Source organism: Verrucomicrobiales bacterium, from assembly GCA_016793885.1.
Lineage (GTDB): Bacteria > Verrucomicrobiota > Verrucomicrobiia > Limisphaerales > UBA11320 > UBA11320.
In genome coordinates this window covers 59,157-73,672 of the sequence record JAEUHE010000197.1, presented here as the reverse complement: position 1 = coordinate 73,672, position 14,516 = coordinate 59,157, and the positions used below count along the sequence as shown (strand labels likewise).

Annotated in this window: 7 protein-coding genes; 4 read left to right on the top strand and 3 right to left on the bottom strand. The window is 59.5% G+C overall.

Features of this window, described 5'->3' with window-relative positions; genetic code table 11:
- Positions 1-63 precede the first annotated feature (63 nt).
- Complete coding sequence (locus tag JNN07_22655) at positions 64-1,155, bottom strand: PA0069 family radical SAM protein (protein ID MBL9170553.1); 1,092 nt, start codon at positions 1,153-1,155, stop codon at positions 64-66.
- A gap of 152 nt (positions 1,156-1,307) precedes the next feature.
- Between JNN07_22655 and msrA the strand changes: the two genes are divergently transcribed.
- Positions 1,308-1,862 (top strand): peptide-methionine (S)-S-oxide reductase MsrA, encoded by a 555-nt coding sequence (gene msrA, locus JNN07_22650; protein MBL9170552.1) that lies wholly within the window; start codon positions 1,308-1,310, stop codon positions 1,860-1,862.
- Positions 1,863-1,874: 12 nt separating this feature from the next.
- Positions 1,875-2,867, top strand: a complete 993-nt coding sequence (locus tag JNN07_22645) for a ribonuclease HIII (protein MBL9170551.1) — start codon at positions 1,875-1,877, stop codon at positions 2,865-2,867.
- A gap of 195 nt (positions 2,868-3,062) precedes the next feature.
- Here JNN07_22645 and lpxD read toward each other — a convergent pair whose 3' ends face one another.
- Both lpxD and JNN07_22635 read right to left on the bottom strand, forming a co-directional pair.
- Complete coding sequence (gene lpxD, locus JNN07_22640; protein MBL9170550.1) at positions 3,063-4,085, bottom strand: UDP-3-O-(3-hydroxymyristoyl)glucosamine N-acyltransferase; 1,023 nt, start codon at positions 4,083-4,085, stop codon at positions 3,063-3,065.
- 26 nt (positions 4,086-4,111) lie between these two features.
- Positions 4,112-4,489 (bottom strand): aspartate 1-decarboxylase, encoded by a 378-nt coding sequence (locus JNN07_22635; GenBank protein MBL9170549.1) that lies wholly within the window; start codon positions 4,487-4,489, stop codon positions 4,112-4,114.
- A gap of 81 nt (positions 4,490-4,570) precedes the next feature.
- Here JNN07_22635 and JNN07_22630 point away from each other — a divergent pair, with 81 nt between their 5' ends.
- Positions 4,571-5,734: a Gfo/Idh/MocA family oxidoreductase gene (locus JNN07_22630; protein MBL9170548.1), complete on the top strand. Its 1,164-nt coding sequence runs from the start codon at positions 4,571-4,573 to the stop codon at positions 5,732-5,734.
- A gap of 446 nt (positions 5,735-6,180) precedes the next feature.
- Complete coding sequence (locus JNN07_22625) at positions 6,181-14,253, top strand: lamin tail domain-containing protein (protein ID MBL9170547.1); 8,073 nt, start codon at positions 6,181-6,183, stop codon at positions 14,251-14,253.
- The last annotated feature ends 263 nt before the right edge of the window (positions 14,254-14,516 follow it).

Below are 14,516 nucleotides of genomic sequence, written 5' to 3'. Positions count from 1 at the left end.
ACCATCACACCTGAAAAGACGATTAAACTGCGCAAAAAATGGCAACTCAGGGGGAGCGCCACCTCAACGAAACAGATCCAGCTGCTGACCGCCTGGACGACGAAAGTCCGCAGCCGAGAGACTGGGAGAGCGGGCCTGAATCCCATGACGCTGGCACGAGACACGAAACATCTGGGCGATTTGGTCGGCCAAAGTCCCCTTCCCCTGAAAGCGTGTGCCAAACTCGGCGCTGTTCAACTTCCCTTCCCGCACCGAACGAATCTGACTCAGGACCTTCTCCGAGCGCAGAGGATAGTGCGCCTGCAACCATTCTGGAAACAGGGAGGAAAGCCCGTGGGGCAACCGCAGCACCACATACCCAGCTGACCGAGCACCTGCGGCAGCCGCGGCGGCCAGGATCGCGGGCATCTCATGATCCGTCAGCCCCGGCACCACCGGCGCCACCATGACACCAACCGGAATCCCGGCCTCCGCCAAGCGAGCCATCGCGTCGAGCCGATGCTGGGGCTGCGATGTCCGGGGTTCCATCCGCGACGCCAATTCCGGGTCCAAAGTGGTAACCGAAATGTAGACCATCGCGGCATCGGACCGGGCCAGCACCGACAGCAGGTCGAGGTCTCGGGTCACCAGATGGTTTTTGGTGACGATGCCCACCGGATTTCGGAACTCAGCCAGCACCTCCAAACATCCGCGCGTGATGCGGAGCTTCCGCTCGACGGGCTGATAGGGGTCGGTGACTCCGCTCAAAGCGATCACCTGAGGCTTCCATCGCGGAGAACTCAGTTCGGCTCGCAGCAGCTGTGGCGCTCGATCCTTCACCATGATCCGCGTCTCAAAGTCCAAACCCGCCGAGAACCCCAGATACTCGTGGGTCGGCCGGGCATAACAATAGATGCATCCATGCTCGCATCCGCGATAGGGGTTCATGCTGGCCTCAAAGCCAATGTCTGGACTGTCATTATAATTGATGAGGGTCTCGCTGGTATCGCGGTAAAACTCGGTTCTCCGGGCTGGCGAAGGTTCTGAATCATCCTCGGGATCAGGTTCGACATGCAGCTTTTCGAATCGGGAGGAGGGGTTACTCAATGCCCCCCGCCCACGCGGGGGCTCGGGCGCGCCGGAAAGCTGCCGCGGGAGGTATTGGTCAGAACCCATCTGGAGGCATAACATGTACCAGTCAACCTTCAGTTGCCAGTCCGGAGTGGCTCCGCTAGTTTAAGCGCATGAACGGAACCATGCCGCAGAACCGACCCCTGGCGATCACCGCGTCGATATCGCTGCTGCTCGCACTATTGCTGACCCCGCTTATGAATGCCGCCGACACCAAAACGAGTGACCAGTCCTCGAAACCATCTCGGGAGTTGGCGACCTTCGGCGGGGGCTGCTTCTGGTGCACCGAAGCCTATTTCGAGACCTTGAAAGGCGTCGACGGCGCCGTCTCCGGCTACGCCGGAGGCCCTACTCCCAATCCTACTTACGAAGCTGTATGCAGCGGTACTACCGGTCATGCCGAGGTCATTCAGGTATCCTACGACCCGGCCGTGATCACCTATGAGCAGCTCTTGGATTTTTTCTGGAAAGCCCACAACCCTACCACGCTCAACCAACAGGGAGCGGACGTCGGGACTCAATACCGTTCTATCATCCTGTATCACAACGAGGCTCAAAAAGCGGCGGCTGAAAAGGCCATCAAGACCGCCCAATCCCTGTTCCGCGATCCCATCGTGACCCAGGTGGTGCCGCTGACCAAATTCTACCCCGCCGAAGCCTACCATCAGGACTATTTCCGTCTGAACCCCGAAAAGGGCTATTGCAAGGTGGTTATTGCTCCAAAGCTTGAAAAGCTGAAGAAGAGCAAGTAGCCCCAGGCGAGCATGGCCCCACTGACCTCCCACACGTGCAAGCTCACCCCGGAGCAGGCTGAGCACCTGCACCTTTGGCTCAAGGAGCATGGCTATCGTTTCCGCGAGGTGCCCTACGCTCAATACGCCGGCGAAAAGGACAAAACGAACGTGGTCTTTTACACCAGCGGAAAACTGGTGGTGCAAGGCAAAGGCACCCAGGAATTTGTCGAGTTCACCCTGGAACCAGAAATCCTGAAGTCAGCCCAGATCGGTTATGAAGCGGTCCTTAACCCAGAATTGCTGATCCCCCGCATCGGCGTGGACGAATCCGGAAAAGGCGATTTCTTTGGGCCGCTCTGCGTCGCCGGGGTTTATGTCAACGAAACCATCGTCCAGTCCTGGCGGGAGGCTGGCGTTCGCGATTCCAAGAATATCAGCAGCGATGCCAAAATCGCCAAGCTCGCCGAACTGATTCGGGATACCCCGGGCTGTGTTTCAACCGTGGTTCCCATCGGAAACGAGGCTTACAACCGGCTTTATAAAACCATGCGCAGCGTGAACGCCATCCTCGCTTGGGGCCACGCTCGTGTGATCGAAAATCTCATGCTCCAGAGGCATCGCATGGTGCCCCTCCCCGTGCGGGCCATCAGCGATCAGTTCGCCGCCAACAAAGAGGTCGTCGCGGGAGCGCTGATGAGCCTCGGTCGGGAGATCGAACTGATTCAACGGCACAAGGCGGAGTCCGACCTGGCCGTGGCCGCAGCGTCGATCCTGGCACGACATGAATTTGTCAGTCGGCTCGCCAAATTGGAGAAGCAGTTCGAGCAAGTGCTCCCTAAAGGCGCCTCCGCCGCCGTGGATGCGGCCGCCAAGGCCTTCATCGAGAAACACGGGGTCGCCAAACTGCCCTCGGTGGCCAAGATGCACTTCCGCACCGCGCTTAGAGCCCAAGGCCTGCCGGAACCACCTAAGAAGGAGTGGAAGCGGAGCGGAGGCGCCAAGAGCAAAACAGAGGAGGTCTGACCGGCAAACGGAAGCGGACCAGAACCAATTCTGAGGAAGAGTTTGGCCCACGTAACACGCGGAGCACACGGAGTCGGAGGGGCTTCTGAAGAAACGTGACGTCAACCGGCCCAGTCCTGACAGGCCCCTCCTCAGATCCGCGTGCTCCGCGTCATCCGTGGGCAATATACCCCCGCTCCTCTTTCCGACGGCCTGCTAGGCCGATGGTCCACTGCCCGCCCGCTTTTCGAGATCGTGCACCCGGCGAAGCAGCTCAGGAAGTTGCTGCAGAGCAATCAGCTGGCGCTTGGTCTGTCGATCCGGCCGCGCCGGGGAACCTAACCACTTCTCTCCATCAGGAATCGGATGCATAACCCCCGACTGAGCGGCCACCGTGACGTCGTTACCGATCTTGAGATGCCCCGCCACGCCCACTTGACCGCCCAAAGTCACATGATGCCCCAACCGAGTGCTGCCCGCGACGCCCACCTGCGCGACCAGCACACTGTGTTCACCGATCACCACATTGTGACCTACCTGCACTAGGTTATCGATCTTCGTGCCCTTGCCAATGATGGTAGGCCCCAAGGCACCACGGTCGATCGTCACGTTGGCCCCGATCTCCACATCGTCCTGGAGAATCACCGTGCCGACCTGGGGGATCTTCAAGTGGCGGCCACTGTCGTAGACATAGCCAAACCCGTCGGAACCGATCACCGAGCCGCTATGCACATTCACCCGATCTCCCATTTTGACCTGCGGATAAAGCGTCACTCGCGGGAAGAGATGGCAGTCCTGCCCCACCTCGCATCGATCCCCCACATGGACACCGCTCTCAATCACCGTCCGGGCTCCAATGCGCGCCTGGTCTCCGATCACGCTCAAGGGCCCAACGAAGGCAGACGGATCCACCATCGCCCCCGGCGAGACCACGGCCGAAGGATGGATGCCCGGTGCAAACCGGGCAGTGGGGAAGAACAACGGCAGCACCTGCGCAAAGGCGACCCGGGGGTTGCCCACCCGAATCAAGACCTTGCTGGAGGCCACAAACTCGTGCGGCACGAGGATGGCAGTAGCCGCGCCTTGTTGCGCCCGGGTGAAATAGTACTCATTTTCCGCAAAGGTCAACTCGCCTGGACGAGCGCCTTCAGCGGAGGCAAAACCGGTCAGGACGGTGGTGGGATCCCCCACGACTTCCCCTTGGAGATGCGTCGCGATTTCTTGAGCAGTGTATGGCATGGCTAATCAGATCTCAGGAGATGCGGTCAGGATCCACGGCTACCCAGCCCGCGCATGGCGGTAACCGCATTGCGCTCCCCCAAAACGATCACGCGCGGCGTCCACCCCTTGGCCATGGCGGCATCCACCTCGGTATAACTCATGATCGTCAAGCGGTCGCCCACCTTGCCCAAATGGGCAGTTGCCCCATTTAGAATAATCGATCCCGACCCCGGTTCGCCGGGAATCAGGTACGTCTCAAACCGTTGACCATTAGCCAGATTGCTACAAAGAACCCGCTCAAAGGGTAGAAAGCCAACCGTCTCCATGAGATCGCTGGCAATGGTCAGGCTTCCCTCGTAGTCAATACTGGCCGCGGTCACCGCGGCACGATGAATTTTAGACTTTAGTAGATGGACGAGCATACGGTTCAAGTCACACGTTGACTTGAAAATCGGCCGTGACTATAAACCGCGCCGCATCACATTCAACCCCCTACTTGATTTATGCCAAAAACGTTAAGCGTCGGGATGATTGGTTATCGGTTCATGGGCAAGGCGCACTCCAACGCCTGGCGGCAAGCGCCGCATTTCTTTCCCCTGAAGGCCAAAGTCAAGCTGCACACCATCTGCGGCCGCGATTCGAAAGGGGTGGAAGCCGCCCGGGATCAACTCGGATGGGAGAATGCCAGCAATGACTGGGAAGCAGTGATCAACAACCCAGCGATCGATATCATCGACATCAACACGCCGAATGATTCGCATGCCGAAATCGCCATCGCCGCGGCACGCGCCGGTAAGCACATCCTCTGTGAGAAACCTCTGGCTCTGAACGTGAAGCAGTGCGAGGAGATGGTGGCCGCCGTCAAGAAGGCACGCGTGGTGAACATGGTTTGCCACAACTATCGCCGCATCCCCGCCATCGCTCAGGCTAAAAAGATGATCGAGGCCGGCCTGCTGGGCGAAATCTTTCATTACCGCGCTCGTTACGCCCAAGACTGGATCGTGGATCCGAACTTCCCCTTGGTCTGGCGCCTCCAAAAAGGCGTGAGCGGAAGCGGAACGCACGGCGATATCAACGCCCACATCATCGACCTGGCCCGTTATCTCGTCGGCGATTTCAGCGAGGTCTGCGGCCTCATGCACACGTTCATTAAGGAACGCCCCATCGAAGAAGCCGCCGCTAAGGGCGATGGTTTGGGCGGGAAAGGAGGCCGGAAAATGGGCAAGGTCACCGTGGATGATGCCGCCCTCTTCATCGGACGCTTCAAGAACGGAGCGCTCGCCAACCTCGAGGCCACCCGCTTCGCATTAGGCCGAAAAAACCACATCGAACTCGAAATCAATGGCAGCAAAGGCTCGCTCCATTTCGATTTCGAAGACATGAACCGTTTGAAGTTCTTCAACAACGAAGACCCAGCAGGCTTGCAGGGCTTCCGCGACATCTTGGTCACCGAACCCGGTGGGAAACACCCCTTCGTGGGCAACTGGTGGCCGCCCGGACATATCATCGGCTACGAACACACGTTCGTGCACACCATCGCCGACTTTGTGAACGCCGTGGTCGACGGAAAATCAGTCCAACCCACCTTTGAAGACGGCCTCAAGAACGAGCAAGTACTTGAAGCTGTTGAGGCTTCAGCCAAGAGCCGATCCTGGATCAAGGTCTAAATGCCAGCCTTCCTGCATGTCACCCAAAGAGGTGACATGCAGAGAAGTCAGGGATAGGCCATAGTCATCTCGTGTTCATCCTCTGTGGAAGACGCACTGGTTGGGTAAAGAAAATGTTCTTGTGTGTCGGTTCTCGTGTGTAGAGAAACCAAAACCCAACCAGTGGGGAGCTTCTAAGTGGTTCAGGCAACTCTAGGTGTTGGAGGGGCAGGAACCCAAAAGTTTGCGCCTCGTGCGTAGAGAAAAGCGACCGGTACCCCCGGTCGCTTCTTTTTTGTACCGCCCATTTCGACCTCCAGGCTTGCTTCGGCATCCATCAGAGGCAATACTTCTACCAACCCGTTCAGCCGACCTTGAAATACTTAATTTGTGCCCACCAAGGTTCAAAAACTGTCGTCTCCGCCGACGTGACGACAAATTCCGTCTTTTTTCCAAGGACACCCCTTATGACCCCACACGAACAACCCCGCACTCAACGTTTGCTGGCTCTTCTGGCCACTTGCCTCGCCTTGGCCTGCCCCGCACAAACCCATGCCCAGAGTTACGGGATCGCGCAGGAACAATGGAATGGACTCAGCACGAACGACTTCGCTTACCCGGACGGAGCCAGCTTTACGAACATCGCCCCGACCAGCGCCAAGATCGTGACCAGCTTCACAACGGGTAACTCCGGCAATGGCTATGGGCAGCGCCTCCGGGCATTTATCTTGCCTCCATTAAGCGGGAACTACACCTTCGCGATCGCCTCGGATGAGTGGTCTCAGCTCTACCTGAGCACTGACGAGACCCCGGAAAACCGCGTCCGAATCGCCTACGTCGACGGAGCCACCGCACAGCGCGACTATCTGGCCCAGACCAACCAGACCTCCGCCCCGGTGGCGCTGGAAGCCGGACGACGCTATTATATCGAAGCGTTGCACCGAGAGGCGTTGGGCCTCGACTATCTCGACGTCCAATGGCAGTTGGCCGACGACACCATCGAATCCCCCATCAACTCCCGTCCTGGCAACGGCCGGGCCGAGCGACTGATTCCGTTCCGCACCAACACCATTGTGGCCCCGGCATTCCTTCGTAATCCTTCCAATTTAGTGGTTACCGCCGGACGCCCCGCCTCGCTCTCCTTGCTGGTAAGCAACCAATCGCCCGTCTCCTACCAATGGCAGGAAAATGGGGTGAACCTGCCCGGAGCCAACAGTTCCGTGCTCAAGTTCCCCAGCGTCACCGAGGCCGGCCAGGCAGGTAAGAAGTATCGCTGCCTGGTCACGACCTCCGCAGCCAGCCTGCCCAGCGCAGAGGCTCAGTTTACTATCTTGCCCGATTCCGTCGCCCCGACGGTCCTCAGCGTGGCTAGCATCGGTCTAAACGGATTTCTCCTGACTTTCTCGGAAGCCATTCAACCCGGCGAAGCGTCAACCGTCGGCAACTTCACCGTCGAAGGTACGACCATTCAATCAGCCGAGCTAGGATCGGACCCCACCCAGGTCCGACTCAACACCTCACCCCTCACGCTGGGCAGAACCTACACGATCGAGATCCGCAACCTGAAGGATTTGGCTGGGCTCGGCCTGGCCGCCAACACTCGAGTCTCCCTGACGGTCGAGCCCTTCTATGGCTCCACCGTCGGCACCACCAACAGCCTCGGCACCATCAGCGCCGCCGGCAATGGCTTCGATCTGCAAGCGGGGGGACGCGAGATCGCCGGCAAGTCCGACCAATTCCTCTATCAATGGACACTTCTGCCCGGTGATTTCGACATCCAACTCCGAGTTGAGTCTCTCTCACTCAGCGATCTGTTGGCCCGCGGCGGGCTCATGGCCCGGGAAGACCTGAGCAGCACGAGCCGCTTCGCCGCCGTATTCGCCACCCCCTCGCTGAATGGGCTCCTCTTTCAAAGTCGAACCCAACCCTCTCGCGACACGACCCAAAGCGGCAACCTCCAGGTGAATTTCCCCAATACCTGGCTGCGCCTGCGTCGCGTCGGTGACGACTTCAGCGGCTACGGCAGCTTGGACGGCACCACCTGGAAGCCGCTGGGCAGCGCCACCATTGGCATGCCGGAGTTCTTGTTTGTGGGCATGGCCGCCAGCAGTCGTAGCACGAACGCCACCACCACGGCCCGCTTCCGAGACTACACGGACGCCACTGGAAAACCCCTGACTCCTCCCGGCCCCCTGAGCATCGAACCCCCGGGACCCAGCAGCCGACGCGGAGGCTTGGTGATCTCCGAGATCATGTATCATCCTCAGGATCGAGCCGACGGCAAGAGCCTCGAATTCGTCGAGATCTTCAATAGCCAGCCCTTCTTTGAAGACATGTCGGGATACAAGCTGAGCGGTGACATCACGTTTGAATTCGCTCCCAACACCATCATCCCGGCGGGCGGTATCCTGGTGGTGGCCAAAGCTCCGGCGGACCTGGAAAGTATTCAAGGGATCTCAGGAGTTCTGGGGCCATACACCGGCACGCTCCCGAACAATTTCGGACAGGTGCGCCTCTGGAATGAAATTGGCGGCATCATTCAGGAAGTGAACTACCAAGGGCAGATGCCGTGGCCGGTATCAGCCGATGGGGCCGGCCATTCGCTAGTGCTCGCACGTCCCTCTTATGGCGAAAACGAACTCCGGGCCTGGAGCGCCAGTGATCGAGTCGGCGGTTCACCAGGTCGGTTCGACGGCGTGGGTCCCGAGCCCTTGCGGGGGGTGGTGATCAACGAGTGGCTGGCGAACCCGGATCAGGGGCAGCCTGATTTCATCGAGCTGTACAACCACACCGCCCAAGCCGTGGATCTTTCCGGCGCCTGGCTCACCGACAGCCCGAACACCAACAAATTCAAGATCCCCGCCAACACGACCATCCCAGCTCATGGGTTTGTTTCGTTCGCCACCGCTCAGTTTCAGTTCGGTCTCAGCTCCTTCGGAGAAACCATCTACTTGGTGAACCCCTCGGCCACTCGCGTCATCGATGCGGTGGCTTTTGAAGGTTCGGCCAAAGGGGTGTCGCAAGGGCGTTTCCCCGACGGCAGCAAATTCATTTCGGAACTAAAAGCCCGCACGCCAGGAGCCGCGAACAGCGCCGAACTGCGACGGGACCTGGTCGTTAACGAAATCATGTACGCCCCCATCACCGGCGACAATGACGACGAATTCATCGAGCTTTACAACCGCGGCGACACTGCGATCTCGCTCGCCGGCTGGAAACTGGCACAGGCTGCCACCTTCACCTTCCCGACGAACGCCTCCATCCCGGCCAAGGGCTATGTGGTCGTCGGAAGGAACCTGGCCCGACTGGTCGCCAATTATCCCAACCTCAATTTTGGCAACACCTACGGCAACTATAATGGCAGCCTGGGCAACGGCGGGGATCGCATCCAATTGCTCATGCCCGAGCCGGTGATCGACACCGACAACAATGGCAAAAGCATCACGAACATGGCCTTCGTGGTGGTGAATGACATGAGCTATCGCGATGGTGGCCGCTGGGGTAAATGGTCGGATGGAGGCGGAAGCAGCCTGGAGCTGATCGACGCCCACAGCGATATCCGTCAGCCGGCGAACTGGGCGGACAGCGATGAGACCAAGAAGGCTCCGTGGACTCCCATTGAGTTCACCGGCCGGGCTGACCTCGGAGGCATGGAAAACCCAGACCGCTTGCAACTTTTCCTCCAGAATCCGGGTGAAGCCCTGATCGATGATATCGAGGTGTTCACGGCCGCGAACTCCACGAATCTCCTGGCCAACCCGAAGTTCGAAACCAACCTCAGCGGGTGGACACCGCAGGGCACGCATGAGGAGACCACTTTGGAGACAACGGAAGGCTACCAGAGCAAGCAGTCCATGCATATCCGCGCCAGCGCACGAGGCGACAACGGCGGAAACCGGATTCGAGCCAACCTTGCCCGAGCGGTAGCAGCCAACTCCATCACCACCATTCGGGCCAAGGTCCGCTGGCTGGCCGGCACGCCTCACATTCTGCTGCGCCTCCGCGGCAACTATCTCGAATGCGCCGGCATCATGACGCTGCCGAAGAATCTCGGCACACCCGGAGCCGCCAACAGCCGGACCATCAGCAACGCGGGACCAGCGATCTTTGAAGTCACTCATGCTCCCATACTCCCGGTGGCGAACCAGGGCATTGTGGTGACCGCCCACGTTTCCGACCCCGACGGCCTCAGCACCCTCACGCTTAAATGGAGGAACGACACCATTTCCATTCCAGGGAACTATCAGGAAGTGGCCCTGCTCGACGATGGAACCCAAGGCGATGCTATACCGGGTGACGGAACTTACTCGGCCATCATCCCCGGGCAGCCCAACAACACCATGGTGGCATTTTATATCAGCGGCAGGGACGCGGCGGCGACGCCGGCAGCATCGACATTCCCTAAAGATGCTCCCAAACGGGAATGCCTCTTCCGCATCGGTGAAACCCAACCCTCCAGTGCGCTCGGCAGCTACCGACTGTGGGTTACCAAGGCCACCCTCAGCCGCTGGTCCACCCGGGGGCGCCAAAGCAATCACCCTCTGGATTGCTCCTTCGCCTACAATGATTTCAGGGTGATCTACAATGCCGAGACCCTCTACAGCGGCAGTCCCTGGCACACCCCCGCCTACAACGGCGGCCCGGCCGGAGAACCTCCAACGGACTACGTACTGCACGCGCCAGCCGACGACTTGCTGTTGGGCACGGAGGATTTCGTCTTCGGCACGGTCGGAAACCAGGACAACGACCCCAGCAAACTCGCCGAGCAAACGAGCTACTGGATCGCCAGAAAAATGGGAATCCCCTACAACTACCGTCGCTTCTTCTTTATGTATTTCAACGGCCAGCGACGCGCTTCATCGGTTTACGAGGATACTCAACAGCCGAGCGGTGAGGTCATCGACCAGTACTTTCCCGATGACGCAAGCGGCCCGCTTCACAAAATTGAAGATTGGTTCGAGTTCGACGATGCTGGGGACACCAAAACTGGCAATGTCGATGCGACCCTCGATCAGTTCCTGACACTGGAGGGCAAGAAGGTGGCTCGCTATCGAGTCTGCTGGCGTCCTCGGTCGATCGGAGCCGGCGACAACCCCAACGACTTCTCGGAGCTGTTTAAAGTCGTCGATGCGCTCAGCGCCGCTACTCCAGAACCGTACAACACAGCACTTCAAGACATCGTCGACGTGGAGCAATGGCTGAGTGTCTTTGCCATGCAGCACATCGTTGGGAACTGGGATTCGTATGGATACAACCGCGGCAAGAACATGTATACCTACAAGCCGACGCGCGGCAAGTGGGGGTTGTTGCTGTGGGACATCGACTTCGATCTAGGTTCTGGTAGCGATGGTGCCACCACCGATCTATTCGCCACGAATGAGCCGACGATCCAACGTCTCTACGCCAATCCCTTGTTCCGACGGATGTACCTCCGCATCTGCCAGGAAGCAGCTGAAGGTCCTCTTCGCGCGGACTTGTTGGCTCCGCTCATCGATGCGAAATCCAAGGGCCTGGCCGACAACGGGGTAACAGTATCGTCCCCTCAATTCATCAAGGACTACGCGCGCGATCGACGGAACTACATCCTCAACCAGGTCCTTCCGAAAACCAACTTCGTCGTTTACGGACCCAACCTGATCACGACGAACGTGAACTTCCTTACGTTGACAGGAGCTGCTCCAGTCAACGTGGACTCCATCACCGTGAACGGGACCAAGCAGCGCCTCACCTGGACCACTATCGGCAGCCGCCCGATCTATTGGTCCACTCAGGTTCCCCTGCTCCCGGGAGAAAACTCTCTCACCATCGAAGCCCGCGACCGGTTCGGGAATGTGGTGGTCAACGGAACTCAAACGGTCCGCGTCGTGAACAACGCCGAGGTCGTGGAGCCCGAGGGGAACGTCATTATCAACGAAATCTCTTACTCGCCCGCCGACCCCGGTGCCGGCTACGTGGAAATCTACAACCGCTCCACCACCACGGCATTCGATCTCAGCGGCTGGCGACTGGATGGAGTGGACTTCGATTTCCCAGCCGGAACGCTCATCGGACCGGGGCAGTTCTGGGTCGTGGCCAAGGATCAGTTTGCCTTCGGAACCAAGTTTGCGTTCCGAGCGCCACTGCTCGGTGAATTCAACGGGAATCTCGATCCCGAAGGCGAAACTCTGAGCCTGCTGCGCCCAGGAGCCTCTCCCGATGCGCCCATCGTGGTGGATCAGGTCCACTACGAAGCAACCGCTCCTTGGCTGCAAAAACCCGCGATCGAGGGTGTAAGCCTCAACGTGGTGGATGGCAGCCAGGACAACAGCCGGGTAAGCAACTGGGCTGACGATGGCGACGGATGGCGCTTCGTCAGTGTCACGGCTCGGGCGGGCGGACCGGACTTCTTTGTCTACCTCACCGGTGCGGGCAACGCCTACCTCGATGACCTTTCGCTCGTCGAAGGAGACCAGGCCGGCCAAGGTCAGAACCTGGTGACTAACGGCGGTTTCGAAGCACCGCTCGCCGGCACCTGGCGCGTCGCGAACAACCATCTGACTAGCACGCTCGTGACTGACATCGTCAAGTCGGGCGCTTCCAGCCTGCGCATCGTGAGCACCAACGCGGGCAGCGCCTCGACCAATGGAGCCATATTCCAACGGGGTCTTCCGATCGTTTCCAACAACGTCTACACCCTGAGCTATTGGTTGCGCTACGGAGACCGCGGATCCAATCTGGTGGTGAAGACCAGCCCCGGAAACTTCCTGGCTTCGACTCAGTCGGTGAGAAGAGCTCTAGGCACGCCAGGCGCTCCCAATGTCAGCACCGCCAGTCTGCCGTCCTACGACGATGTCTGGCTCAATGAGGTGGGACCGTACAACGAAGCCGGTCCCACCGATGCCCAAGGAGACCGCGACCCGTGGGTGGAACTTCATAATTCGGGTTCGACCCCAGTCTCACTGAAGGACTACTTCCTATCTGACTCGTACTCCAACCTCAAAGCCTGGGCCTTCCCGTCGGATGGAGTTCTTCAGCCCGGGGAGTTCAAGGTGATCTGGGTGGATGGCGATGCGGATCAGTCCACCGCAAGCCAGTGGCACACCTCCTTCCGGGTGCAGCCGACACAAGGTTCTATCGCCCTGTCGCGGCTTGTGAATGGTGAACCTCAAATCGTGGACTACCTCAACTTTGATGGTATCCAAGCCGACGAATCCTATGGATCCTACCCCGATGGCCAACCCTTCTTCCGTCAGGTGCTCTCCTTCCCGACGGCCGGAGCTCCTAACAACGGCGCTTCGAAAACCCTGGTCGTTCGCATCAACGAATGGATGGCTAGCAACACCGGATTCATCCTGGATCCGGCCGATGTCCCGCCGGCCACCGACGATTGGTTCGAACTCTATAACCCCGGTCGAGTCGAAGCTGACCTGAGCGGCTACTATCTCACGGACAGGATCGCCAACAAAACTCAGTTTAAGATTCCTGCTGGAACACGCATCCCGGCCGGGGGGTATCTGCTCGTCTGGGCTGATGGAAGCCCGGGGCAGAACTCCACCAACTCCGCCGACCTGCACACCAACTTCCAGTTGTCGCGGGGCGGCGAGGAGTTGGGGCTGTTCGCCCCCGATGGGACAGCCGTCGACACGATCCAGTTCGGTTCCCAAACAAACAATGTCAGCCAGGGACGCATCCCCGATGGCGGTCCTTCGATCGTGGCTTTCGAACAGCCTACACCACGGGCCGCCAATCGCCTCAGCGGGGCCAACACACCGCCGGTGCTCGCCAAGGTTGGCAATCGTATCCTCGATGAACGAACCCGCTTCAGCTGGCAATTGACCGCCCAGGATGCGGAAGAAGGTTCCAGCCAGTTGGTGTTCAGTCTCGCGCCGGGTGCCCCGGCGGGAGCGACCATTACCCCGGCTGGGCTCTTTGTCTGGCGTCCGACCGAGGATCAAGGTCCCGGGAAGTTTGCGGTCACATTCCGGGTCAACGACAATGGCACCCCGAGTCTCCAGAGCGTCGAGACGATCACCGTTACCGTGCGGGAGGTGAACCAGCCTCCCACCTTCGGAGACTCGCGCCCCCGCTATGTGAAAGTCGGAGAGCTCGTCTCATTCTCCACGGCAGCGGATGGAGATCGTCCCGCCCAAGCCCTCGGCTTCCGCCTCGGGTCAGGTGCACCCGCCTCCGCCACCTTGGACCCCACCACGGGCGTGGTAAACTGGCGTCCTACCGAGGCGGATGCCGGCAAGGCGTTCACACTCCAGATCACTGCCACGGACAATGGCACACCCAATCTGTCCGCCACGGCGGGATATCAGATTAATGTCTACGCTACCCAAACCACCGTGATCGTAGTGCGCCCGAGCGTCGCTTCAGGCCAGCTCAACTTGAGCTGGGAGTCCATCGCCGGACAGTCCTATCAGCCGGAGTTTAAAGATAGCCTCTCCGGGGAGTGGAAACCCCTGGGCGCGGCGATTACCGCCAGCGGAGCAGCCGCCCAGGCGTCCGATACCGTCCGTCCCGATGGCATGCGCTTCTACCGAGTTCGCCAGCTATAAGCTAGCAACCGATAGGAGAGCGCCACACCAGGCGCCACGAACAAGGCCCGGCCGCTCCCCCGAGCAGCCGGGCCTTCTCGTTTGGAAACTCGCACATCAGATATCCAGGACACCCGGGCGATGCCAGCGTTTCACACTTTGCCGGCAGGGCCCGAACCCGCAGGGTTCAAAGAGATCTATACGGGGGTGCTCGCACCCCCGGAACTGTTAAAAGTACGGAGCATCGCGCAGCGATGCCACCGGCTTCGGAGATTTGCATCACC